General features: G+C 67.1%; 13 protein-coding genes. 9 read left to right on the top strand and 4 right to left on the bottom strand.

Annotation, left to right across the window (positions count from 1 at the left end):
- Positions 1–195 precede the first annotated feature (195 nt).
- The 4 genes from D7X32_RS01460 (at position 196) to D7X32_RS01445 (ending at position 5,156) form a co-directional block, all read left to right on the top strand.
- The gene (locus tag D7X32_RS01460; RefSeq protein ID WP_120600684.1) at positions 196–1,005 is read left to right on the top strand and encodes a class I SAM-dependent methyltransferase; all 810 of its coding nucleotides are present in this window, start codon (positions 196–198) and stop codon (positions 1,003–1,005) included.
- Between the two features lie 103 nt (positions 1,006–1,108).
- On the top strand, positions 1,109–3,322 hold the full coding sequence (locus tag D7X32_RS01455; protein ID WP_120600683.1) for an alpha-amylase family glycosyl hydrolase: 2,214 nt from the start codon (positions 1,109–1,111) through the stop codon (positions 3,320–3,322).
- An 87-nt stretch (positions 3,323–3,409) separates the two neighbouring features.
- On the top strand, positions 3,410–4,351 hold the full coding sequence (locus D7X32_RS01450) for an RNA polymerase sigma factor (RefSeq protein WP_120600682.1): 942 nt from the start codon (positions 3,410–3,412) through the stop codon (positions 4,349–4,351).
- Positions 4,352–4,361: 10 nt separating this feature from the next.
- A complete protein-coding gene (locus D7X32_RS01445; RefSeq protein ID WP_208752275.1) occupies positions 4,362–5,156 on the top strand; it encodes an alpha/beta fold hydrolase in 795 nt (264 codons plus the stop codon).
- A 12-nt stretch (positions 5,157–5,168) separates the two neighbouring features.
- On the opposite strand, the gene D7X32_RS01440 is transcribed toward D7X32_RS01445, so the two are convergent.
- Positions 5,169–6,497: a PQQ-dependent sugar dehydrogenase gene (locus D7X32_RS01440; RefSeq protein WP_120600681.1), complete on the bottom strand. Its 1,329-nt coding sequence runs from the start codon at positions 6,495–6,497 to the stop codon at positions 5,169–5,171.
- Positions 6,498–6,557: 60 nt separating this feature from the next.
- Positions 6,558–7,700, bottom strand: coding sequence for an esterase/lipase family protein (locus D7X32_RS01435; protein ID WP_158625572.1), 1,143 nt, complete (start codon positions 7,698–7,700; stop codon positions 6,558–6,560).
- 236 nt (positions 7,701–7,936) lie between these two features.
- Here D7X32_RS01435 and D7X32_RS01430 point away from each other — a divergent pair, with 236 nt between their 5' ends.
- From D7X32_RS01430 to D7X32_RS01410, 5 genes are all read left to right on the top strand, one after another.
- Positions 7,937–8,230, top strand: a complete 294-nt coding sequence (locus tag D7X32_RS01430) for a hypothetical protein (protein ID WP_120600679.1) — start codon at positions 7,937–7,939, stop codon at positions 8,228–8,230.
- Between the two features lie 320 nt (positions 8,231–8,550).
- Positions 8,551–10,377, top strand: a complete 1,827-nt coding sequence (locus D7X32_RS01425) for a toll/interleukin-1 receptor domain-containing protein (protein ID WP_120600678.1) — start codon at positions 8,551–8,553, stop codon at positions 10,375–10,377.
- A gap of 133 nt (positions 10,378–10,510) precedes the next feature.
- The gene (locus tag D7X32_RS01420) at positions 10,511–11,476 is read left to right on the top strand and encodes a CBASS cGAMP-activated phospholipase (RefSeq protein ID WP_120600677.1); all 966 of its coding nucleotides are present in this window, start codon (positions 10,511–10,513) and stop codon (positions 11,474–11,476) included.
- A 159-nt stretch (positions 11,477–11,635) separates the two neighbouring features.
- Positions 11,636–13,657 (top strand): TIR domain-containing protein, encoded by a 2,022-nt coding sequence (locus tag D7X32_RS01415; protein WP_147449965.1) that lies wholly within the window; start codon positions 11,636–11,638, stop codon positions 13,655–13,657.
- 135 nt (positions 13,658–13,792) lie between these two features.
- The gene (locus tag D7X32_RS01410) at positions 13,793–17,935 is read left to right on the top strand and encodes a toll/interleukin-1 receptor domain-containing protein (protein WP_120600675.1); all 4,143 of its coding nucleotides are present in this window, start codon (positions 13,793–13,795) and stop codon (positions 17,933–17,935) included.
- A 28-nt stretch (positions 17,936–17,963) separates the two neighbouring features.
- Here D7X32_RS01410 and D7X32_RS01405 read toward each other — a convergent pair whose 3' ends face one another.
- Together D7X32_RS01405 and hrpA are read right to left on the bottom strand one after the other, a co-directional pair.
- Positions 17,964–20,537: a tetratricopeptide repeat protein gene (locus D7X32_RS01405; protein WP_120600674.1), complete on the bottom strand. Its 2,574-nt coding sequence runs from the start codon at positions 20,535–20,537 to the stop codon at positions 17,964–17,966.
- Between the two features lie 288 nt (positions 20,538–20,825).
- On the bottom strand, positions 20,826–24,495 hold a 3,670-nt coding region (gene hrpA / locus D7X32_RS01400; protein WP_244238799.1), incomplete at its 5' end, for an ATP-dependent RNA helicase HrpA.

The following is a 24,495-nucleotide window of genomic DNA, read 5'->3' as shown; positions in this document are numbered from 1 at the left end:
GTCAGGAGGCGTGGTGGCCTTCGAGTCGATCGGCACGTTGAAGCTTCGGAAGCGCGGCCTGGCGGGACGTAGAGGACTCCCTGTTCGACGCGTTGATGCGGCTCGCGGAGTAGCGGAACTCAGTACGAAGCGGGCGCCTCACTTCAGCCCGCCGTCGCGCCCCCCGCACGAAAGCGCGTATCGAAAGATCCGCCGATGCCATCCGAAGCCGCGCCCTTCCGAGGACGGCGCGGGCTGCCTACGGTCGGTCGCATGGACAATGTGGCGACGATGACGGAACGCTTGCTGGCGGATGCGGGACTTCGGGCGGGAATGCGGGTGCTCGATGTCGGCTGTGGAAGGGGCGACGTGACCTTCATGGCCGCGAGCCTGGTGGGAGCGCAGGGGCAGGTCGTAGGCGTGGACCGTGATTCCGGGGCGATTGAACAGGCCCGCGTGAGGGCTCGGGAACAGGGCCTGTCGAACGTCACGTTCGTGGAGGGAGACCTCCATGCGATTCCGAACGAGCAGGGCCTGTTCGACGCCGTCGTGGGAAGACGGGTGCTCATGTACCAGGCGAACGCCGTCGAGGCCGTGCGGGGGCTCGCAAGGGCGGTGAAGCCCGGAGGGCTGATGGTCTTCCAGGAGCACGACTCGACGGTGGGACCGGTGAGCCTCACGCCCTTGCCGCTTCACGCGAAGGTGCGTGAGTGGATCTGGCGCACGGTGGAGCGCGAGGGCGCGAACATCCACATGGGCTTCGATCTGGCGTCGGTCTTCACGGAGGCGGGACTCACGGTCGAACAGGTCCGGGCGGTGGCCGTCGTGCAGACGCCGGCGCAGGCGCATCCCACGGGAGCCATCGTCCGCGCGATGGTGCCCCGCATCGTGAGACACGGTGTCGCGACGGAGGCGGAGCTCGATGTGGACACGCTCGACCTGCGGCTCACGGAGGAGCGCGTGAACGCGGGTGCGACCTACATCGGGGAGCTGGCCTTCGGAGTCTGGGCGAGGGTGCTCACGTAGGCTTTCGCGGCGTGCGTTCCGAAGGAGGGGTGGACCTCGCCATGCCGACAGTATGCTGCTCCATGGATTTTCATGGGGCGCCGGCCCCAGAGGAGCGCGTGTCATGCATTGGCGGAAGTCCATTCTCACGCTCGCGATGGCGGGTGCCCTGGTCGCCTGCCAGGGCGAGAGCAGTGGAAGCGATGGAGGGACCCAGCCTCCGCCATCGGATGCGGGTGAGGACGCTGGCGTGGATGCGGGTGTGGACGCTGGCGTGGAGGATGGAGGGGTGGACGCGGGGACGGATGCGGGCGCTGTCTACACCGCGACTGTCAGCGCCGCCGCGGCACGGGCCGACAGCCGCCTGGCCTGCTTCAAGGGCAACGGCGAACCCGAGTGCAACCTTCGCCTGTACCAGGTCATGGTCGAGGCCTTCGTCGATGCCGACAGCACCGCGGATTACAACACCGGTTACGGCACCAGCCATCACAAGGGAGATTTGCAAGGCATCATCAACAGCCTCGACGCCATCAAGGCGACGGGCGTCAACGCCCTCTGGCTGACCCCCATCTTCACCAGCGTGCCCGTGAGTGGCCAGGACGACTGGGCCAGCCGCCTCGATGCCACGGGCTACTTCGCCTCGGACTACTTCAACGTCGATCCGAAGTTCGGCACCAACGCCAGGCTCAAGGAGCTGGTGGAGGGCGCCCATGCCCGGGGCCTGTATGTCTTCCTCGATGGCGTGTTCGGCCACTACAAGGTCAATGCCAGTGATTACACCTCGCCGCTGGGCCGCAAGCTCTCCACCACGGGGCAGCAGGGAGGCACCGGGCGGGCGGCGGTCTATCCGGCGGACCTCGACTTCTTCAAGGAGGTCGCCACGCACTGGGTCACCGAGTACAAGGTCGACGGATGGCGCCTGGATCAGGCCGCCCAGGTTCCGGTGCAGTACTGGGACGACCTGCGGACCGCTGTCGCCAGTGCCGCGGCGGACGTGAGCTACACGAACGCAGCCGGCCAGATCGTCCATCCGCTGGGGTACATGGTGGCGGAGATCTGGAGCGGGCCGAACGACATCGCCAGCAACGGCTATGGCACCACCGCGAGCCCCGCGCTGCTGTCCGCGTTCGACTTCCCAATGCGCACCAGCCTGGTGCAGACCCTGGCGGTCGAGGAGTCCGGCACGGGGAACCGCGCCGCTCGCAACCTCCAGGCCGGGTATCAGAACCAGCTGGCGTATCCGGCCCACGCCATGCCGAACTTGATGCTGACCAACCACGACCTGGTCCGCTTCGGCGATCTCCTCCAGCGCGGGGCCCTGGCGGAGCCCCAGGACAGCGCCTGGTGGGCGCGGCACAAGGCCGCCTTCAGCGTCATGGCCGAGTACAGCGGCCCCATCACCCTCTACTACGGTGATGAGGTCGGACAGGAGCTGCCGGGCTTCGCGGCCCGGGAGGACAACGCGACCTGCGCCGTCCGGGGCGTCTGCGACGACCATGTCTCCCGGACCTCCGCCCTCGTGGAAGGGATCCCGACCACGGTGGGGGCGCCCGCCACGGTGCTCTCGCCCGCGCAGGCGGACCTGAGGCACCACGTCGCTTCACTGATGGCGCTGCGCGATGCCCATCCGGCGCTGGCGAACGGCAGCCGGACGCACATCTACGCGGACGACAACGTCTTCATCGACCGCAAGGACAAGGGCGCTGACAACGTCTTGTATGTGTTGAACGCGAAGGCGACGCCCGCGGTCATCACCGTGGCAGGGACGGCCATTGGCAGCGGGGGAGCCCTCGTCGCGCTCTTGGGGGGCACCGATGTGGCTCTCTCGGAAGGGCACCATGCGATTGCGCTGAAGCCCTTCGAGGGCAGGTTCTTCGACATCGCTTCGCCGACGGCCGAGGGCCCGCAGACAGGCCCGGGAGGCGGGCTCTCCGGTCAGGGACCGCTGGCCCGTTGCGACGCTCCGACGGTCGACGGACTCGGCCCGCTCGGCAAGGAGCTCTTCATCCGAGGCAGCTACGTGGGTGGGGACAACTTCGGTGCGACGCCCGCCAACCGCCGGTTCGCCTACAAGGGCGACAACATCTACCAGGTGGTGGTCAACGAGCCGGCGGTCACTGCCTATACGTTCAAGTTCGCCAGCGCGGACTGGTCGACGGAGCTGGCGGTGTCGGGCTCGGCCCCGGTGGTGATTGCCTCGGAGCAGCCCATGTCGCTCGCCGCGGGCCCCGGCAAGGAGTCCTCGCTCGCCATTCCGGAGGCCGGCAACTACGTGTTCAGTTTCCGCATCAATGCCACCAACAATGGCGGCGAGCTGATGGTGAGCAAGTGCCCCTGACGCGCTGACGTGTCGAGGCTCCCGGAGCATGTCCGGGGGCCTCCGCAGTGCCCGTATCCTTTTTCGCCTGTCGCGTGTCTCTCCGTCATGAGCACTGAGTCGCAAGGTCCGCTGGGAGAAGCCGTCAAGGCGTCCTGGCGCCGCTTCCTTGATACCTACGAGCCACTCCGCCCGGACCTCTACCGGTACTGCCGGCAGCTGACGCGCAGCCCCTGGGATGCCGAGGACATGGCCCAGGAGACGATGGCCCGGGCGTTCGCGAGCCTCGCCATCATGGCGGAGCCACCGCGCAGCCCGCGGGCGTGGCTCTTCCGGGTCGCGAGCAACCTGTGGCTCAACCGGATGCGGCAGGCGCGAGAGGCCCCGATCCCCGAAGGCGTCGAGGTCCCGGAGCCGGCGACGCGCGCCGAGCCTCGTGCGACGCGTGAGGCCGCGGGAACGCTGCTCTCCCAGCTCTCGCCACAAGAGCGAGCCGCGGTCGTGCTCAAGGATGCCTTCGGGCTGTCACTCGAGGAGACCGCCGAAGCGCTCTCCACCACCACCGGAGCCATCAAGGCCGCCCTGCACAGGGGGAGGGCGAAGCTGGTGACGCCGGAACCGGCCGAACCGGCTCCGGTGGCGCCCGCCGTCCTCAACGCCTTCTGTGACGCCTTCAACGCGCGGGACCTCGATCGTCTCACGGCGCTCCTCCTCGATACGGCGACCCTGGAGTATCCGGGCTTCAAGATCGAGTCCGGGGCCCAGGCGGTCCGGGACGGCTCGTTCAAGGGAACGCTCTTCGGCTGTCCCGAGGGCGGCTACGGGCTTGTGGATCCGCCTCGTTGCGAGCTCCGAGCGCACCGCGGTGAATCGCTCTTCCTCTGGTGGTCGGGAGACGCAGTGCACGCCGTCGTGCGGGTCGAACTGGACGGCGACCACATCGCGCGGCTGCGGAACTACTACCACGCGCCCGAGCTGCTGACCGAGGTCTGCCGCGAGCTCGACGTCCCCTTCCGCACGCACGGCTACCCGCCTGCTGCCTTGCCCTGAAGGAGTTGCCATGAAGATCAACACCGTGAAGTCCGCCGATGGGACGTCCATCGCGTTCGAAACCACCGGCAAGGGTCCACCGCTCATCCTGGTCGGCGGAGCGTTCTGTGACCGCACGGCGCCGGCCTCGGGAACTCCGCTGGCGGCCCTGCTGGCCCAGCGATTCACCGTGTTCAGCTACGACCGGCGCGGCCGTGGGGACAGCGAGGACACACCGCCCCATGCGCTCGAAAGGGAAGTGGAGGACCTCGCTGCGCTCATCACCGCCGCTGGCGGATCCGCCGCCGTGTTCGGCAATTCGTCCGGTGGCCTGCTGGCCCTTGATGCCGCGGCCCGAGGCCTTTCGATCCCGAAGCTGGTCGTCTATGAGCCTCCCGTCATCCTCGATGAGGGCAGGGCCCGGGCGTTTGAAGACCTCGCGAAGCAGCTCGACGACGCAGCCGCGGGGAATCGGCGTTCGGAGGCCGTCGAGCTGTACTTCACGAAGGTGATGCAGATGCCCGCGTCGGCCGTCGCGCAGATGCGCAAGGCGCCGATGTGGGCGGGCCTCGAGCACCTCGCTCACACGCTGAGCTACGACCTGCTCATCACGGCCCGCGGTCCCTTGCGTCTCGAGCAGGTGTCGGCCGTCCGCGCGGCGACGCTCGTCATGGAAGGAGGTGCGAGCCCGGGCTGGATGCGCGAGGCGATCCAGACCCTGGCACGGGCCATTCCCAACGCACGCCACCGGACGCTGGAGGGACAGACGCATGCCGTCGACCCCAAGGCGCTCGCCCAAGCGCTGGAAGCGTTCCTGGGCGGGTGAGGTATCGCCGCGTCAAGGGGCGCGGCCCGGCGGGGTGGCCCCCGGGGTGAGCTTCCACAGGCGGCCGTTCGAATCGTCCGTGAGCAGGTAGAGCGCACCGTCGGGTCCCTGGACCACCTCGCGGATCCGCGCGTTGCGCTCCGTGAGCAGGCGCTCCTCGCCGACCACGCGGTCGTCCTTCAGGACGAGCCGCACCAGCGCCTGGCTGGACAGGCCGCCGATGAAGAAGTTCCCCTTCCACTCCGGGAAGAGCGCCCCCGAGTAGATGGTGAGCCCCGAGGGCGAGATGACCGGATCCCAATAATAGACAGGCTGCTCCATGCCCGCGGCCTGCGTCGTCTTGTGGATGGGTTCACCCGAGTATTCCTCGCCATAGCCAATCGTGGGCCAGCCGTAGTCCTTGCCGGGCTCGGGGCGGTTGAGCTCATCGCCTCCTCGCGGTCCCATCTCCACGACCCAGAGCCGCTGCTGGGCGTCCAGGGCCGCGGCGAGGACGTTGCGGTGTCCGGAGGACCAGATCTCCGGCCGGGCGTCCTTCCTGCCCACGAAGGGATTGTCCTGGGGGATGGAGCCATCCGGGAGGATGCGGACGATCTTCCCGAAGTCGCTCTTGAGGTCCTGCGCCTGGACACGGCCCTGGAGGATGGAGCGCTCGCCGAGCGTGACGAAGAGCTTGCCGTCAGGCGTGAAGACCAGCCGTCCGCCCGCGTGCAGCGTGGACTTGAGCGTGGGCTGCATGCGGAAGATGATCTGGAGGCCCTCGATGCGCGGCTTCGGGCCGTCCACCAGCCGTGCGCGCGCCACCGCGAGCCCGTTGCCGCCCTCCCGCGGCTCGTAATAGGTCCAGTAGATGAGCCCGCTCTTCGCGTAGTCGGGCCCGACCTCCACGTCGAGCAGCCCGCCCTGTCCCCGGCCGTCGACCTTGGGGAGGCCCGTCACCGGGGGCGACTTCTTGCCCGCGGCGGTGACGATGAAGAGCGAGCCCGTGGGCTTCTCCGTGACGAGGAAGCGGCCATCCGGCAGGAAGGCGATGGCCCACGGCTTGTTGAAGCCCGAGGCGACCTCCGTCACGACGATGGGCGTGCGCGTCTTCACCGCTGGCGCGCGCGTCTGCTGCGGGAACGCGGGCTTGAACTCCGGAACGTTGGGGGGCGCGGTCTCCACGGGCGCGCCCGAGGGGATGTCGCCCTGGCGCGGCACGGACTGCTGACTGTCACCGCCGCGTCCCGGGGCGAGGTTGCCTTCCTGGCGCGTGGGCGGCCGGGACGTCTGGGCCTGCGCTTCGGGGGTGGCGCTCAGCAGGAAGGCGGCGAGGAACGGGGTCACGAGTCCATGGCGCATGGGGTGACTCTCCGTCGAGACGGGCTGGACGTCATCCGCCGACGGGCGCGCACCGCTGCCTCAGTTCCCTGGGTGAACAGTCGCGGCGCCGCCCACGGTGAAGTCAATCACCCGTTCCCACATCGCCTGGAATTGCGGCTCCTGGAAGTCGGAGCCCGACTTCAGCCAGCTGATGTACTCAGGAGGCTGGTCGAAGTGGCCCATGACGTCCATGTGGTCCGCGACCGCGACGTGGAGGACCCGTCCCCAGACCTGGGAGCGGCTCGGGACGATGCCGTCGCTCCGGGGCTCGAACTTCCTGCCAAAGACATCCTGGAGGGACTGGGACTGGGCCGCCGTGCGCGCGGGAATCTGGAGCTCCGGGGACAGGGGCGCGCTCTTCGCGTGCAGGAAGGAGAAGATTCCGTGGAGGAGCGTGTCCGGGGTGAGCAGAAGAGGGATGGCCCGTTTGGGCGGCGGCGCGCCCGTGACGACGCTGCCGTAGCGCACGCCCTCCCGGTCCGCCGTGGTCGCGTTGAAGGCCCGCATGCTGGCCGGCATGAGGTCCTGGATCAGTGTCTGGTTCTCGCCCACCTGGCTGAAGAACCGGATGAGGTCTTCGCGTTCGCCCTCGGAGAGGTCCGCCGTCAGCCGGACGATCTGATTGAAGAGGTTGGGCGGGAGCTTCGCCTGTTCGCTCTTCAGGACGAGCCAGTAGCACGCCTGGAGCGCGGCGGTCCGGAAGGGCATGGCCTTGCGGTGCAGGGTGAGGAAGGTGAAGAGCCACAGGTAGCGCAGCAGCGTCTTCCCCACGTCGCCCTCGTGGAAGAAGCTGGCCAGCGGGGTGCCGTGATGCGGGGTGGCGATGGTCACGACCGAGCGCACGCGCTTCACGAAGGCCGGGGCCTCCTGGGCCATGCGCGGTGAGACGACGCTCCGTGCATCCAGCCCGCCCGTGGAGTGCCCGACGAGGTGGAGCTGCGCGTCGTCCTCGTTCGCGGTCCGTGCCATCTCCTGGAACACGTCGCGGGCACGCGCCTCCAGCCCGGAGGTGGGGGAGGAGGCCACGGCATGAACCTGCGCATCGATGCCGCGCTCCTTGAACCGCTGTTGGAGCAAACGGGGGACGTTCTGGAAGTAGGCGATGCGCTCCGTTTCCTTGTCACCCATCTGGGTAAAGCCAAAGAAGCCGGGGACCAGATAGACGCGGTGCCGGTTTGCCATGGGGGCAAGCCTAGACGTGAGGATGGCGCGCGGCGCTGGGCCGCGGACCCAACGTGAAGTCCCGAACCGTTGTCTTGGACGGCAGGGAGCCTTACCCGAACCGCAGGTCCTTCTCGGTGAAGGGTTGCCGTGGGGCTTCAGCACGCCCACCATCAACGTCCTGGCGCCTCGCGCCAAGACCTGGCTCTGCTTCATGGGACCCGGCTGGAACCACAGCAACAACACGAATCCCCACCGTGAAGCCCACGATCCTCGCCAGCGGTGAGGACGACTACGAGATCGCCTTCTTGCGTCCGGTCTCCGCCGTGGGCCTGGAGTTGCTCACGAACAACCTGGCCCGGCACAAGGTGCCCTTGACCTTCACGGACGCTACCCAGGAGGTCCTCGACGACGCGGTGCTCGATACGAATCCCAATGCCTTCGAGTTCGTGGGCGTCCAGTCCACCAAGCGCATCCGGTCCATCTTCATCGACACAGCGGGCGGTGCCACGGTGAACGAGAGCATCGCCGCCATCTGGACCGCGCAGTGAAGGACCGCGGCATGTCGCCGTGGGACCATGCCACCGGAGCGGGAGGAGGGGGCCCGCTCCGGATTGGCTCGTGCTCATGCCGGAACGGTTCACGGTAAGGAGCCGCTGAAGGAAAAGACGCCGCGAGGGGGCGCGCGATTTTGGAGCACCTGGGCCTGCCCATGGCAGGTGCGCGCCTGCCCCCGGCGCGCGAGCCCCCGCGGGCTGCAGGGTGCCATCCTATGCTCTCCGAGCTTGTTAAAGCCATGCGTCACCCCATCGACGCCGTGTGACGTGCTGGTAGGATGGGATCCCATCCAGCCAATCGCCGTGGAGGGGGAATGTTTCAGATAAAGGTTGAGCGAAGCTCGGACCCGATTTTGCCGTCACTCGTCTCCAACCCGGGCGAGGTCTTCGGGCGGCCCTTCGGCGGCTACCTCCTCTTCCTGTTCGGGGAGGCCGATGCGGAGATCGCCACTTGGTTCGCGCGCCACTTGGTCTCTATCGACTCTCTGACCGGCGAGGACATCGCCTGCGCCATCCTGGCACGCCGGATTCGGGTGCGGTCGCATGGCGAATACGCCGAGTCGCCCAGGCCTCGGTTTTCGATCCGGAAAACACAGAACGATGACGTCTACTTGAAGAATATCAGCCGCGAGCCTGGAATGGCTTTCGGGCGTGCTCGGCGGTTGGTGGAGGAGGGGGAATCCCTGTGGTCTGGAAGCACACGGGAGATCACGGCCGTGACGCCGGCAGCCGATGAGGTCGCTCGATCACTGGGGGTATTGGACCACCTCCCCTGCATGGTGGTGATCGACGGCATCCCCCAGCGGGAACAGTGCATCGTCCCACTGGCCCCTGAGCACCTCCATGAGTTGGTGCCGATCCTACGGCGAGTTGTGCAACGTCTGCGTTGCCAGCCGACATTCAGTCGCTACCTGGAAAACATCCAGACCGCCAACAGCTTGGCGGAGCAATTGCAGCAGCAGGATTGGTCGCTGGCGCGCGGTAGGCAGAGTCTGGTCGACTGTGAGACGCAGTATCAGTTGGAGCAGGAGGTCATCCGGTCTGCATTTCTGGAGGTAAGGAGGAGAGTAGAAGAAGGCAGCCCCAGGCTGCTTGCTGCTGCGCTTCGCAGAATCCCCAACCTGGATGCCGCGCGAGCAGATCAAGTCCTCGGCGAGGTCCGTCGGGTGCAACGGGATCTACAAAGGCTAAGCCGGACCATCGGCACGTTGCAGTACCATGGCGCTAGCCGCGAGGCAGTAGATCGAGAGCAGGCCAAGCTCAAGCGACTGTACCAAAGCCATGTCCAGCCGTTGCTCTCCGAAAGCCTGCCTCCTCCGGACTTGGTCATCCAGGAGACTTGCAATGGCTGGGTACGCGAGATGGAAAAGCTCCAGGCAGATATGATTGGGCGTCTCCTGGCGCTCTTGCCCACGGAGGAGGAACTCATTGAGCAACTGAGGCAGCGGGTGGGCCCGGAGTTGGAACGAGCCCGGGAGGCGCTGACAACCGGCAGGCAGCGGCTGGAGGCGACGCGAAGCAGGATCTCATCGCTGACTGCGGCCTGCATCGCGCCGGATCATCCATCGCTGACAGCCGTTTTCCAAGAGGTGGGGCCACGTGCTGGGCTGGACATGTTCCGCTCGGCCGGGATAGGAGGCCAGCGGCTGGTTGACTCGCATCCCCTGGTCAAGCATGCCGACGTGGAGTACCGCCTTCAGGGCAGGTGCACGCCATGCGCACCAACGGCCAAGTCGAGCGGCTTTGATGTCTTCCTCTGCCACAACAGTGCGGACAAGACAGCGGTGAGGAGCATTGCCCACCAGATGCGGGCAGTCGGCTTGCGGCCCTGGTTCGATGAGTGGGAGCTTCGTCCAGGTCTGCCATGGCAAACCGCACTGGAGGAGCAGGTCCGGCAGGCCCAGGCGGCAGCCGTCTTCTTGGGAGGAAGCGGGCCAGGGCCCTGGCAGCAGTTGGAGGTGGACGCGCTCCTGCGTGGTTTTGTGCGTTCGCACCGGCCGGTGATCCCGGTGCTGCTGCCAAGTCTGGTCGGTGAACCCACGTTACCGCTGTTTCTCGAGGGGATGATGTGGGTGGACTACCGCAGAACCGCTCCTGATCCTCTTAGCCAATTGCTGTGGGGCATCACCGGGAGCCGGTAGCGGGGCGCCCAAATGGTCCAGCATGTGGGTTTCCTTCCGCGCCGTCGCTTGCCCTTCCCTGGGAGACCCCATCAGGAGCAAGCTCTTGATCTGAAGCCCGGTCGGCTGACACCCTTTGAGGCGAGTGAATCTGATGAGCCGCTTCCGTATCCTGAGTCTAGATGGTGGGGGAATCCGGGGAGCTTTCTCCGCTTCGGTACTGGCGACGTTGGAGAAGGAGACGGGCCGCGCCTGCGTCGACCACTTCGATCTTATTACAGGGACGTCGACCGGTGGGATCATCGCCCTTGGTCTCGCGTTGGGCCTCCCAGCGTCGACCATTCGTGACTTCTACCGGGACAAGGGGCTCGACATCTTTCCAGGAACGGGGCTCGTGCAGCGCACGAGTCTCACGCTCCGGCAGTTGTTCGCGCCGAAGCGCTCGCACGAAGCGCTGAAGGCCGCGCTGCGCTCGGTGTTTAACGACATGCGCCTGGGCGAGGCGCGCTGCCGACTCGTCATTCCCACGTACGACGCTGTCGGGGGACGCATTTTCCTGCTCAAGACCGCGCACCATGCTCGCTTCACCGGGGAGTACAAGGCGAGCGCGGTGGACTGCGCCCTCGCAACTTCGGCGGCTCCCACCTACTTTGCCGCCGCCGCCTTCGCCGACCATCCAGGAGCCAGCTACGTCGATGGCGGTGTGTGGGCCAACTGCCCCATCATGGTTGGAGTAGCCGAGGCAGTTCACTTCCTCGAGATTCCACTGGATCAAATAGATGTACTTAGCATTGGGACGCTTGGAGAGCCATTCAGCGTCTCCCCGAGCCGCCGGCGCGCAGGCATCCTTGGGTGGAACAAGGCGCTCATCGATATCCTGATGAGAGGTCAGGCAGAAGCGGCGCAGGCCCATGCGCAGTTGCTGACGGGGCGCAACGTGCATCGAATCGACCAGGTGGTCAGCCCCGGGCGTTTCTCCCTCGATGATGCTCGCGCTATCGACGATCTCATTGCGCTCGGACATGGCGAGGGGATGAAGGAGGCGCATCTAGCCTCCGTTCGCCAGCGCTTTCTCAACGGAGTCCATGCCGAGTCGTTCGTTCCCAATCACCGACTCTAGAGCCGGCCTCGAAGAACCGTGGAGTCTGACATTGGTGCGATGGGAGTTCCACGACCTGCGCAGGTTCGGGTCCTGAACGGTGGCAAAGAAGTGGAGTGCAGGCACCGCTGAGGAGTGGGAAGCTCGGCTGCGGCATCCCACTCTCCCGCCGAGGTGCACGTGTCCACTCCGTTGCTCGTCCACTTCGTGTTCCATCCCGCGTCCAACGAGGCCCGGGCCCTGGCCGTCGAACTTCACCGCGCGCTCAATGACGACCCTGCACTCCCGGGGCTGCGCGTGCCCACCGTCCTCGTCGCCGAGGACGGCACGGGGCATCCCCCTCTTCAGCACGCCCTGGATGAAGCCCAGAACAGCATCGTGGTGGTTCTCGCGGATGACGACCTGAACAGCGAGCCCGACACGCTTCCACTAGGCCGTCAGCTCTGGTCCACCTTCATCGGCGACCTGTGGGAGCGCTGCTGTGACGGGCGGCATCGCTTCCTGCCGGTGCAGTTGACGAAGCATGCCTGGCCACTGGACCCCCGCTTGGAGGAGACCAGCTTCCACAAGGCGTTCCTCCAGCCCCAGGCGGAGCGCACGGCCTGGACCACCCGCATCGTCGTCGTCGAGCTGGTTCGCTTCCTGATGGGGCAGGAGCGGGGCACCAAGGTTCCGGTGCGGGTGTTCCTGAGCCACGCCAAGCAGGACATCCACTCGGCTCCCCAGGTCTTCAGCGAAATCGTCAAGCACTTGGATGCCACCCAGCCCGTCGAGACTTGGGTGGACAGCGCGAAGATTGAAGGAGGCTCCGAGTTTTCCACGGCCATCGCGGAAGGGGTTCACGACTCGGTCCTGTTGGCCCTCGTGACGAAGAGCTACAGCGGGCGTCCCTGGTGCCGCCGGGAGGTGTTGCTCGCCAAGGAAAAGAACCGCCCGCTCGTGGTTGTCGACGCGCTCGATGACCTCGACCTCCGCAGGTTCCCGTACATCGGCAACACCCCCGTGATGCGCTGGACTGATGGCAGCGCCGCGCGCGCTGTCGACCTCATGCTGAAGGAGACCCTGCGGCACTTTCACACTCGATGCGTGCTCAAGGCCCAGATGCGGAAGGGGGATGTCGTGCTCACCGTCCCCCCGGAGCTGGCAACCCTCGTCCGGCTCCCCAAGGGAGCGGGGGTCCTGTACCCCGACCCACCGCTCGGCGACGAGGAGCTCGAACTCTTCGAGCCGCTGGGCCATCACATCGAGACTCCGCTCCAGCGCGCCAGCGCCGGGCAACCGCTGGCGGGGCTCACCCTCGCGCTGTCCATCTCCGAGAGTGATGACCCGCACCGCTACGGAGTCCTGCCAGAGCACCTGGACGCGGCGCTCGTCGAGGTCTCCCGCTACCTGCTCGTACGCGGAGCCAGCCTGGCCTACGGAGGGCACCTTGGAAAGCAGGGCTACACCGCCACTCTGTTCAACCTGGTCAAGGCCCATCAGTCGATGAGCGGTATTCCTCCCGTCGAGCGGATCCGCAACTACGTGGGGTGGCCGCTGTCCATCTCCAAGGAGCAGCGCTCGGAGTACCGGAAGCTCGCGACGTTCGTCCGCGTCTCCCGTCCTGAGGGGATTGAGGACTTGGAGGCCGGCACCTTCACCGAGGAGCCGCCGTGGTTCCCTGCGGACAATGAGAAGCGCCGCTACGCCTGGGCCCGTGGGATGACCGTAATGCGGGAGCGCCAGGTGAAGGAGGTCCAGGCGCGCATCCTGATGGGCGGCAAGGCCGGCCCCACGCTTACGGCGACGCCGGACGGTGGCAAGAAGGAGCAGTGGTACTCCGGACGCATCCCCGGGGTCATCGAGGAGGCGCTGCTGACGCTCGCGGCGAATGGCGCCTTGTATGTCGTGGGCGCCTTCGGAGGTGCCTCCGCGGTTCTCGTCGACCTCCTTGAGGACCGCCCCCGGCGCGAGTTCACCTGGGACTACCAGAGGCAGGCGCCCCACGCCGAGGGCATGCGCCGCCTCTATGACGAGCGCGGCGTCAGGTGGTGGGACTACTCCGAGATGACCGAGTTCCTGAGGACGACGGGCGTTGAGGGACTTTCCCGTGGCAATGAGCTCAGCGGCCCCGAGAACCGCGAGCTGTTCTGGACGCGCGATGTCAACCGCATCATTGAGCTGATCCTCACCGGCCTGTCCCGGCTGCGCGCGAAGAAGTGAGGACGCGCTGCTCCTGCGGTCTTGTGGCGTGCGTCCGACGCCCCGCGCACGGATTGAGTCGACCTGGGTTGTGTCGCTTCGGAAGGTGGGTTTAATGCCGGCGCAGGATGCGCTTCCATTGCGCGTCCGCCGCGCATGGCGACGATCTTTCTTTCATACGCACGTGAAGATGAGCGCAAGGTCGCGCGGCTTGAGGAGGCGCTCCGCCGAGCCAACCACACGGTCTGGTGGGATCGAACCGGGCTCCGGGCAGGAGAGCCCTTCCCCTCCCGGATCGGACAGGAGATCGCCAGAGCCGAGTTCGTGGTGGTTTGCCTCTCGCGTGGCGCGTGCGAGAGCCGCTGGGTCGAGCGCGAGGTTGACCTCGCGCTACAGCGCCAACTGGCGGGCCGCGATTGCCGGGTCATTCCGGTTCGTTTGGAGAACGTAGCTCTCCTCCCGGCCCTAAGGGCATGTCACGCGGTAGACGTCTTTCCGGAAGGGCACTGGGAGCGTGGAGTCCAAGAACTCCTTCGCGCGGTGGCGGAGCCCGGGACGCAGGTGCCTCCGACTCCGCTGCCTGTGACGTCGCTTGCCGCCCCTACAGACCCGGTCCAGGCACTGGTTCGGGGCATCACCGAGCTCCCGGAAGACCTGGCGCATCGGATCGAGAGCTTCCTCCGCCACTACGTGGGCGCGCCGAGCCGCCGAGCCGCGCCATTCGGCGGTCGGGCAGGGGAGTTGAGCGCGCTCGACACCTGGCTCGCATCGGGCACAGAGGCTCCCTACCGCCTGCTTCTGGCACCAGGAGGCCAGGGCAAGTCCGCGCTGCTCGCGCAGTGGGTATCCCGGTTGGCGGCACGCTCGGACGTGGCTGTTGCGTACATGCCCGTGAGCGTGCGCTTCCAGACCAACCTCGCGGGGGCAATTCTCAGTGCCCTGGGCGCGCGCCTCGCGTTTCTTCACGGCGAGGCTGTTCCCTCGCGCCGGGACATGACGCTGGAGACCTGGCGCCGGCTCATTTCGGATGCGCTGACGCGGCCGCTGAAGGACGGGCGCCCTCTGCTGGTCCTCCTCGATGGAATCGATGAGGCGGCCGACCTGGACCTCGGCCCAGCCCTGTTCCCACAAGCCCCTCTGCCAGGACTGCGCGTGCTGTTGTCCGCACGGCAGATGGTGGCGCGCGATGCGGTCTGGTGGCGGCAGGAGCTGGGCTGGGAGCGTGCTCGGCTCGCCTCGGTGAGCGGGCTCGAGCACCTGGACCGTGATGGAGTCGAGGAGGCCATCGAGCAGTTGGGACCGCCCCTGGGGGACTTCGCCCGGGACTCAGCGCGGGTGGATGAACTGTACCGGCTCACCGAGGGAGCCCCCCTGGTGCTGAGCCTGTACCTCGCCGAATGGGAGGAGCAAGGGAGGCCCGTTCACGAACCCGCTGGAATGGGGACTCTCCATCCAGGACTCACGGGCTACTTCGAGCGATGGTGGAGTGAGCAACTGAAACTCTGGGGTGCCCAGGCTGCCCAACATGAGCGGGCTGTTTGGAACCTCCTGGGCCTTCTGGCTTGCGCCCTGGGGCCAATGCGCCGGGACGAGGTCCTCAAGCTCTTGAGGGCCGATACGGACCTTGAACTTGTGGAGATGCTGCGGCCATTGGCCCGCTTCATCATCGGGAATGGTCGCGATCAGGGCTACACGTTCACGCATCCAGGCCTGGGCACCTACTTTGCCGGCCAGCTGAGCACAGGGGATCGGCGCAGGTGGAAGGAGCGATTCCTCGAATGGGGTGAGGAATCGCTGCGCGGGCTCGCGACCGGTGACGTTACGCCAGCGGAAGTCCCCCCATATCTGTTTCAGTATCTGGGGGCGCACCTGGAGGAAGCCAGGAGCGGAGCCTCGACGATGTTGCGGCTCGTGAGTGACGAATGGCGGCGTGCGGTGGAAGCGCGTGACTCGACCCTCGCCAGTTTCCTGACTGATCTTGAACGGGCGTCGCGCGCAGTCCAGCGGGAGGCGGAGCTTGCCGCACGTCGCGGCGCCACAAGCGCAGTGGCGGATGAAATCCGCTGCGCCATGGCAAGAGCCAGTGTCCACACGCTGGCGCAAGACATCCCTCCCTTGCTCCTGAGACGACTCGTGCAGCATGGGGAGTGGACACTGTCGCAGTGCCGGGCCTACGCGAGGCAGATTCCGGATGTGGTGGGGCGGGTGACGGCGCTCATTGCTCTTGGGAAGGCCTGTCCCGGTGAAGAGGAGGAGTGTCTGCGTGAGGCGATAGAGCATACCTTCCGGGCGCCGGAGGACACGCTGGAGTACGCACTGCGCGAATTGGCTCCCCACCTGTCACCGAAGCTCGCCGCCCAGGTCATCGATACCGCACGTCAACTCCGGCCTGCGTCCTTCCGGGCACGTGTGTTGGCGTTCCTGGCCAACCATCAGCCCGAGGCGAACAAGGATGAATTGGTGAAGGAGGTTGTCTCATTTGCCGCGGCAGCGCGACAGAACACAAAGCAGCTGATTCTGGGGGAGCTGTCCCCGGACCTGCGCCTGCATCATGGAATAACAGAAATCGAATCCCACGGAAGTCATGTCCCCCTGGACTTGGGGCTCGCACTAAATCAATTGCTCGGCGACGAGGATGCGATGCGAGAGGGCCAGCGGGCGCTGCATGAGGCTTGGAAACGGCATGCGGTCGAGCCGGCGAAACTGCCGGGTGCTCCGGCCAGGAGCGACCTGCCGCGGCTGACAAAGGCAGCGTTCGCCATTCCCAACGAGTTCGCCCGGGGAACTGCCATCGAGTCGTTGGCGCCCTTTCTCGAGCAGGACTCAATCGATGAAGCCGTGCGCGCCGTGGACAGGCTCCCGACCCCACATGTCCAAGCCCGGGTCCTGGCGAGTCTGGCAGAGCGAACGCCCGCTCCAGGACGCCAGGAACGGCTCCATCAAGCCCTGGCCCTTGCCCGAAAAGTCCAGGACTCGTGGGCACTGGTTGATGCGTGCATTGGAATCGCAGCCCGGCTTCCGTTTCCGACACGGAAGCCGGTGCTCGTGGAACTGGGCACCCGACTCAGAAGCGAACAGCCCCACTGGCATCGGCTCATGGCACGACTTGCATCGGTGTGCGAGGAACCCATGCGAACCGGGTTTCTTGATGAAGCGCTCGCCGCAGCGAATGTCCGGGGACTCATCTTTGATTGGCGGGGCGTCTTTCGCGTGTTGGGTGAGGCTGCGGGCCACCCACGGGTGTGGGAGACCCTGGGCCACCTCGTCGCGGAACGGAGGAGGGACATTCTCAACGATACGTTGGACCTGCTCGTCCCCTTCATTCCTGAGGCGTTCTTTCAGGATGCCCTGGAAGCCATGTTCGTGCACACCCAGGGATGGCTTGCTCGCGGCGGGCTCCGCGAGTTGGCGCCACGGCTGCCACCCGAGTCACAGCGCTGGGTCCTCGACACTTCCAGCCATGCCAGCAGGCCAGGCGAGCTTGTCGAAACGCTGGTTGCCTTGCTTCCGTCTCTGGAGCGCCATCTCCTCCCGCAGGCGCGTGACCTGGTCGCGAGGTGCACAGGAAGCGGTCGCGCAGTGGTGCTGGGTGCCTTGCTCCCGCGGCTCTCCATCTCCGAGCGTGAGCCTGTGCTGTGGGAGGCCTTCGAGCTGCTACGGAGCGAATCGCCGACCGACATGGATATCGCGGAGTTCCTGCGACTGGTCACCCCACTCCTTCCAGACGTCCTGGCCGAGGAGGCGATCTCCGTTGCACAATCCATGAATACAGGGGACCTCCAGACCGAGGCACTGGCCTCGCTGGTTGTCCGGTTTCCAGGAAGACCTGACGTGCTGACAGGCGCGCTCAGCGGCTGCCTGCAATACAGTCTGGTCTGGACCGAGGAGCCGCTGCTCAAGATCGCACCGCACATTCCAGTCGACCTGTTACCGATGCTCTTCCAACTCGCCAGGGAACAGCCCGAGCCCGAAGCACGCGCGGTGGTGCTTGGAACCCTGGCGAAGATGGGAAATTCGGCGCGGCATATTGAGGCTCTTGAGGAAGCATTTCGAGAGGCCTGCCACGCCGCCTCGCGCCAATCCGCATTTCACCTGCTCGCTCCAGAGCTGCGACGACTCCCCCGAGAGCAACTGCGCCGCCTCTGGGCCGAGATGTTGCCCACGCTCTCCGCCAGGCCACGCAGGGAGCTGCTATCGGACCTCGAGGCGCTCGCTCCCGTCCTCCTCTTCCTCGGTGGCGAGCAGGAACTGGTCCGAACCATCCACACCATTCTTGATGTGGGCACCTGGTGGTCTTGATTCGCTATCAGGAGTTCCCCGAAGCTCGTCATTGGGGGCCGCGGACGAGGACCTTCTGGACCCCGTCCAGTGCGCTCCTGAATTCGTGCTCGACCACTCGTTCGATGATGCGCAGGGAAGGCTTGCGCCGCTGGCGTATCGGCTGAAGTGTACGGACGACCGCAAGTGGCCAGAGTCCGAGATGCTGGAACTCGGGGTGCTTGGCCAGATCCCATTCCCGAATGAGCCAGCGCGCCAGCCTGTCCGAGAGTTTCTCGAAGGGAATCTTGCCGCTGGGATTGCTCATGAGGGTCGCGACCATCTGGATGCCCACCGTGATGAACGCGTCGGCCTCCAGGTGCTCGCTCTCTGAAATCGCGAGGAGCAGCGCCATGACATAGGCCTGACAGGCCTCGAAGCGAGACTCGCCGCCGGCGGCCCAGAGGCGGCCTCCCATGGCCAGGCGGGCATTGATAGATGCCGCGTGCTGACCGCTCTCCGCAGCAAGGTGCGTGAGTCTCGAGTACAGCCGCCTTGCCTCCGGCCAGCGGTTTGCCTGCAAGAGTATCTCCATCCGGGAATGAAGGAGCTCCAGCTTCAGTCCTGTTTCCGTCGCCAGGGGCTGGACGTCCCGGAGGAGTGCTTCGCTCTTGTCAGGGCACCCCTGCGCGTTCTCGTAAGCCGCTTGGAGGCGTGCGACATGGATGCGCTGCTCGGAAGTTCCGTGGGTCTCGACCACGGCCCGTGCCCGCCGGAGCAGTGTGCGAGCACGGGCGTGTTTCCCGTCTGTGAGTCTCGCCGCTTCCAGGAGACACCGGCAGGCAGGCTCGAAGAGCTTCAACCGGAGCGCCCGGGCCGCCGTCTTCTCAAAGAGATTCAGGGCCTCCGCCTTCTTCCCATGCTCTTCGTGAAGCAGCGCCAGGTCGTGGGCGACGTCAAGGGCGCCCCGTCGGTCTCCGCCGTGTTCCTTGAGCTGCATGAGCTCCAGGAACAGGGGTTCCGCCGCCTTCCACTGCCGCGACTCACGCAGGACCACCGCCTCGCCCTGGACGGCTCCGATGAGTGCATCGTTCCGCTCCGCATGCTGCTCCGGCAGGCTGCTCGCGCGCTGTCGCGCCTTCCGATAGGTCGAGAGGGCCGCCGAGACGCGTCCAGCCTTGAACCGGGATTCACCCAATTGCACGAGCGCAGCCGCCTCTTCAGGCACTCTTCCCGTACTCCGGGCTCGCTGGGCGGCCTTCGCGAAGTGTGGAATGGCCTCGCGCCATTGGCCAGCCCCCGCGGCCAGGAGCCCCTGAGTGAAGTCTCCAGCGAAAAGGCCGGCCTCATCGTGGATGACCTCCTTGAGCGCGATGCTCTCCCGCAGCATCCGTTCGGCCCGCTCCGGACGGCCCATTCCCGTCATCGCGAGATTCCCCAGAGCCCTGGCCCGCAGGGTGCGGTCCGAGGTCTTCCGGCCGAATTCGGCGGCCATTTCGTAGAATGCCCTGGCATGGAGCAGGTGCCCGAGTCGGGCCTCCGCGACACCCGCGTTGATCAGCGCCTGCCCCTGTGCCCAGGCATCGCCCGAGGCTCTGCTCCAGCTCTGCAGATGCTGAAAGTACTTGAGCGCCTCCTGCAGCATTCCCTGCCGGCAGAGGCAGATGCCCAGCGAGTTGAGGGCGCGCCTGCGTTGGTGGCTTCCAATCACATGGAAGCGCTCGTGAGTGAGGATGCCCACAAGGGCATCGGTATAGGCGCTCAACAACGCGGGGAACTCCACGGAATGCCCTGCGGAGATCAGCGCCTCGCACCCGGACTGGAGGTCGCCCAGGTCGAAGCTGACCTTTGCGTACATCAAGGCGATGTCGGGATGATGCCGGAGCTTCGTGAGTCCTTCCTTCCAACGAGACTGATGCTTCTTCGCCTCATCGGCGTCCTGCAGGAGCGATCGGCTCAGCTCGGGTTTGAGCCGAAGGAGCCCATCCTCGGACATCACGAGCCCGGAGCTTCGCACGTCTCGGAGAACCTTCGTCCAGGGGATGTCGGGGAAGGCCGGATGCAGCAGCTCCAAAGGAACCCAATCGAAAACGGCAAGCAGCCCCAGGGCACGGCGATGGCTGGCCGAGAACAGCCGCGACAGTTCGCGCACCGGTGGCCCGGGCGGCGCTCCAGGCTCGATTGGCCTCTTCTCCTCCAGCCTGGCAAGCAGTGACTCGGCGATGCTCCGGAGGGTCCTCTTGCGCGCGTCGGGCTTGATGACGTTGCTTCCCAGTCCCAGGAACGTCGTGTCATCGCACTGGATTGGGAGGAGGACACGATTGCCTCGCTGCCGCTCCGCCGACCTCGCGGCCTCGAACTCCAGGCGCGTCCAGTCGCTGGTCTCGTAGTCCTTGGAGATGAATGTCACGACGTAGCGCGCGCTGGAGGCGTAGATTTCGCGAAGGTCGTGCTCATTCTTCCAGTCGAGTTCCGACGGGCGTTCCTCATCGAGAAAGAGCTTCACATTCGGGTACAGGCGGCGCAGTTCCAACGCGAGACGCCGGGCTCTGCGCCTCTGACTGCCCGCCATCGAGAAAGCGAAATCGTAGCGGAAGGTACCGGTGCGTGATTTCCGAACGGATGGAGTGGAGCGCTGACCCATGGTGTCTCCGACGGTATTCCGTGTTCCCCAATGCGGTGCCTGGCGTCATCGCTCGTGTATCGGAGGCGCGTTGGCCTGCGCGGTTTCGTGATGCGCTTCCGGGAGTGCCGTGTAGTGAAATGAGCCATCCCATCCCGAGGTGGACGTTACAAGACCGCCACAATCCGGGCCTCGGGCCGGGATGGGGACCGCGCTCAGGGGCCGGAGAGCAGGGAGCGCCCAGCAGCGCCCGCGGCCGGCGGTGGGCAGTCGGGCGGCAGCACCTCGAGGCCGCCGATGCTCTCGCTTCTAGCGCAGCGCCGCGAGGGCCGCGCCGACCTTCGCCACCGTCACCGACACGGGCGTCGTCACCTCCGGAGCGAAGATGGCCACGCGGAGCTCCTCGAAGGCCCACCGCAGCTCCTGCGCCGCCTCCTGATCACGCACGGTGGCGCTCCTGGCGAGGAAGGACTCCCACAGGGGCGTGAAGGGCGTGGCCTTCGCTGCGTCCTTGGGGGGGTTCGCCACCGCACGCGACAGCCGGGCCTGGGCCGCGCGGAGGTAGCGCGGGTAGTTCAGCAGGCGCACGAGGGGAATCCACTCGATGAGCTTCGCGGGGAACAGGTGCCCGAGCTGCGAGCGGATGTCCCGCACGGCCGCCGCGCCGCTCGGCCCCTTGGAGGCTGCCTTGAGTGCGGCGAGCGTCTCAGCGAGCTCCGCGGAGGTGGCAACGACGACGTTCGCCCAGTCCTTGGCCTCCTGCTCGATGCGCTGTGAGCCCTCTTGGACCCGCGCCTCGAAGGCCGCCTTCGTGCGGGGCAGCGGCGCACCCGGTGCGAGCTTGAACGCATCGTCGACGCTGCGCGCCAGGACGAGCGCCCGGAAGGCGTCGGCCTGGCCCCGCGCGGGCGGCGCGCCGTCCAGGGACGGGAAGGGCAGGGGCATGCGCGCGGCGCTGACGGCCACGTGTCCGCGCGCGGCGAGCATCAGGAGCCGGCGGATTCCCGTGCGCGTGGCCGCGTCGGCGGCGGCGGAGGTCTCGAGCAGCACCAGGTCCACGGCCGCGCCCCGGTCGACGAGCGCGGGGTAGCTGCGGACGTCGAGCCCGCCGACCCGCCGGGTAATAAAAGAAGGCAGCTCGCCGAAGGTCCAGGCGGTCAGCCCCTTGCGCTCCCAGTCCGAAGCCGGTGCCACGCTGCGCAGCACCGCTCGTGCACGTCCCCCGTGCTGCTCGATCAGCGCGTCGGCGTCGCGGCTGCGCGCGAGCTCCTTTCCCCGCTCGTCGAGCACCTGGAGCGTGATGCGCAGGTACGGTGGCACGGCATCCGCCCGGAAGGACTCCTCGGGCACGTCCACGCCGCACAGCCGGGACACCGCACGCGCGAGCGCTGGAATCAGCGGCCCGCGGAAGGGCACCAGTTCCTTCTGGAGACGGTCGACCAGGTCCGGCACCGGCCCCAGCTGCTTGCGCTGGGCGCGGGGGATCTGCTCGAGCAGGGCGGTGAGCTTCTCCCGCAGCCACCCGGGGATGGTCCAGTCGAGCTCACCCGGGACCAGCTGGGCGAGCAGCAGCAGCGGCACGCTCAGGGTGATTCCGTCGTCGTCGGCCGAGGGGTCGAAGGTGTACGTCACCGGCACGGACGCGCCGTGCAGGGTGATGGCATCCGGGTATTGCGCAGGGGACAGGCCCGGGTCGTGAGAGAGGGCATCCTCCATCGTGAGGATGAGCACGTCGGGGTCGGCCGCCTCGGCCTTGCGGCGCCAGGCCTCGAAGCCCGCTCCGTCCGTCACGTCCGCCGGGACGCGCTGGTCGAAGAACGTCAGCAGCGCCTCGCTGTCGAGCAGCTCGCTGCGCCGGGCCTTGTCCCGCAGGCGCGCCACGCGATCGAGCACCTGCTGGTTCTCCTCCTGGAACGCCCCCCGGGTGCGGTACTCGCCGCGCACCAGGGCATGCTCGAGGAACATCAGCCGTGCCCGGGCAGGGTCCATGCTGGACAGGGCCACGGGGCGCTCCTTGAAGACCTGAAGCCCGAAGAGGGTCGCGTTCTCCTTCACGACGGCGCGCGCGGACTTCTCCGACCAGTGCGGTTCGGAGTAGCTGCGCTTGAGCAGGTGGGGAGCCGCCGCCGCGAGCCACTCCGGGTCGAGCTTCGCCACGGTGCGCGCGAACAGCTGGGACGTCTCCACGAGCTCGAACGCCATCACCCAGGCAGGGGGCTTCTTCGCGAGCGCCGACGAGGGGTGAACCGTGAAGCGCGTCTGCTTGCCGCCCGTGTATTGGCGCTGCTCCGGATTCCACTGGCCGATGCGGGACAGCAGCCCGGTAAGGAGCGCCTGGTGCAGCACGTCCCCGCGCGCCGGGGCGCCCTGGCCCTTGCGCGGCAGGCGCAGCTCGCGGACGGTCTCCTCGAGCTGGCGCTGGACGTCCCGCCACTCGCGCACCCGCAGGAAGGACAGGAAGTTGTCCCGGCACACGCGCCGCAGGTGGGACGTCCCCCGGCCCTCGGCCTCGCGCACGAACGCCCACAGCTTGAGGAGCCCCGTGAAGTCCGAGTGCTCGTCACGGAAGCGCCGGTGCGACTCGTCCGCCTTCTGCGCGAGCTCCCGTGGCCGCTCGCGCGGGTCCTGCAGGTTGAGCGCCGCGGCGACGATGAGCACCTCCTCCAGGCACCCGTACTCGGCGCCGGCGAGGATCATCCGCGCGATGCGCGGGTCCACCGGGAAGCGCGCGAGCTGGTGCCCGAGCGGCGTCAAGGTGCGCTCCTTGCCCTCGATGGCCCCGAGCTCCTCGAGCACCCGCCAGCCCTCGGCGATGGCCTTCGGCTGGGGCGGGTCGAGGAAGGGGAAGTCCTCGACGTCACCGAGGCCGAGGGACTTCATCCGCAGGATGACCCCCGCGAGCCCGGTGCGCTTGATCTCCGGGTCGGTGAAGGCGGGCCGCGTGGTGAAGTTCACCTCGTCGTAGAGGCGCACGCAGATTCCGTCGCGCACGCGGCCGCAGCGCCCCTTGCGCTGGTCGGCGCTGGCCTGGGAGACCGGCTCGATGTGCAGGCGCGTGGTGCCCGAGCGTGGGTCGTAGCGCGACAGGCGCGCCACCCCCGTGTCCACGACGTAGACGATCCCCGGGATGGTGATCGACGTCTCCGCGACGTTGGTGGCGAGGATGACGCGGCGCTGGGGGATGGTGGCGAAGACGCGCGACTGCTCGGCGGCCGACAGGCGCGAATACAGGGGCTGCACCACCGTGCCGCGGAGCTCGCGCGCGTTCAGGGCATTCTCCGCCTCGCGGATCTCCCGCTCCCCGGGGAGGAACACGAGGACGTCCCCGTTCGGATCGAGCGAGATCACGTTCGCCACCGAATCGGCGACGGCGTCGGCGAGCTCGTCGTCCTCGGGGGGCGGCTCGTAGAGCACGTCCACCGGAAAGGTACGGCCCTCCACCTGGATGACCGGAGCCCCCCCGAAGAACTGGGAGAAGCGCTCGGTCTCGATGGTGGCCGAGCTCACCACCACCTTGAGGTCGGGGCGCCTGGGGAGGATGCGCTTGAGCCACCCGAGCAGGAAGTCGATGGTGAGGCTGCGCTCGTGGGCCTCGTCGAGCACGATGGTGTCGTAGCGTTTCAGGAGCGGGTCGCTGTGGATCTGCGCGAGCAGCACGCCGTCGGTCATGAACTTCACGGCCGTCCGCTTGGACGAGCGGTCCTCGAAGCGAATCTGGTAGCCGACGTCCGTGCCCAGCTCCGTGCCCAGCTCACGAGCCACGCGCGCCGCCACGCTCGTCGCGGCGATGCGCCGGGGCTGGGTGACGCCAATCTGGCGCGGGCGGCCGCGCCCCATGGCGAGCAGGACCTTCGGCAGCTGCGTCGTCTTCCCCGAGCCGGTGGCCCCCGCGACGATGACCACCTGATGGGCGGTGATGGCCGCGGTGATGTCCTCCACCCGGCTCGAGATGGGGAGCTCGGGGGGGAAGTGCAGGGTG

This window comes from Corallococcus carmarthensis, assembly GCF_003611695.1.
Classification (GTDB): domain Bacteria; phylum Myxococcota; class Myxococcia; order Myxococcales; family Myxococcaceae; genus Corallococcus; species Corallococcus carmarthensis.
This window is presented reverse-complemented; position numbering and strand designations above follow the sequence as displayed.

Excerpts from the sequence above, each read along its gene's own strand:
- D7X32_RS01420 (WP_120600677.1), top strand. The coding sequence starts at position 10,511 with ATGAGCCGCTTCCGTATCCTGAGTCTAGATGGTGGGGGAATCCGGGGA.
- D7X32_RS01460 (WP_120600684.1), top strand. The coding sequence starts at position 196 with ATGCCATCCGAAGCCGCGCCCTTCCGAGGACGGCGCGGGCTGCCTACG.
- D7X32_RS01440 (WP_120600681.1), bottom strand. The coding sequence starts at position 6,497 with ATGCGCCATGGACTCGTGACCCCGTTCCTCGCCGCCTTCCTGCTGAGC.
- D7X32_RS01410 (WP_120600675.1), top strand. The coding sequence starts at position 13,793 with ATGGCGACGATCTTTCTTTCATACGCACGTGAAGATGAGCGCAAGGTC.
- D7X32_RS01425 (WP_120600678.1), top strand. The coding sequence starts at position 8,551 with ATGTTTCAGATAAAGGTTGAGCGAAGCTCGGACCCGATTTTGCCGTCA.
- D7X32_RS01455 (WP_120600683.1), top strand. The coding sequence starts at position 1,109 with ATGCATTGGCGGAAGTCCATTCTCACGCTCGCGATGGCGGGTGCCCTG.
- D7X32_RS01450 (WP_120600682.1), top strand. The coding sequence starts at position 3,410 with ATGAGCACTGAGTCGCAAGGTCCGCTGGGAGAAGCCGTCAAGGCGTCC.
- D7X32_RS01435 (WP_158625572.1), bottom strand. The coding sequence starts at position 7,700 with ATGGCAAACCGGCACCGCGTCTATCTGGTCCCCGGCTTCTTTGGCTTT.
- D7X32_RS01445 (WP_208752275.1), top strand. The coding sequence starts at position 4,362 with ATGAAGATCAACACCGTGAAGTCCGCCGATGGGACGTCCATCGCGTTC.
- D7X32_RS01405 (WP_120600674.1), bottom strand. The coding sequence starts at position 20,537 with ATGGGTCAGCGCTCCACTCCATCCGTTCGGAAATCACGCACCGGTACC.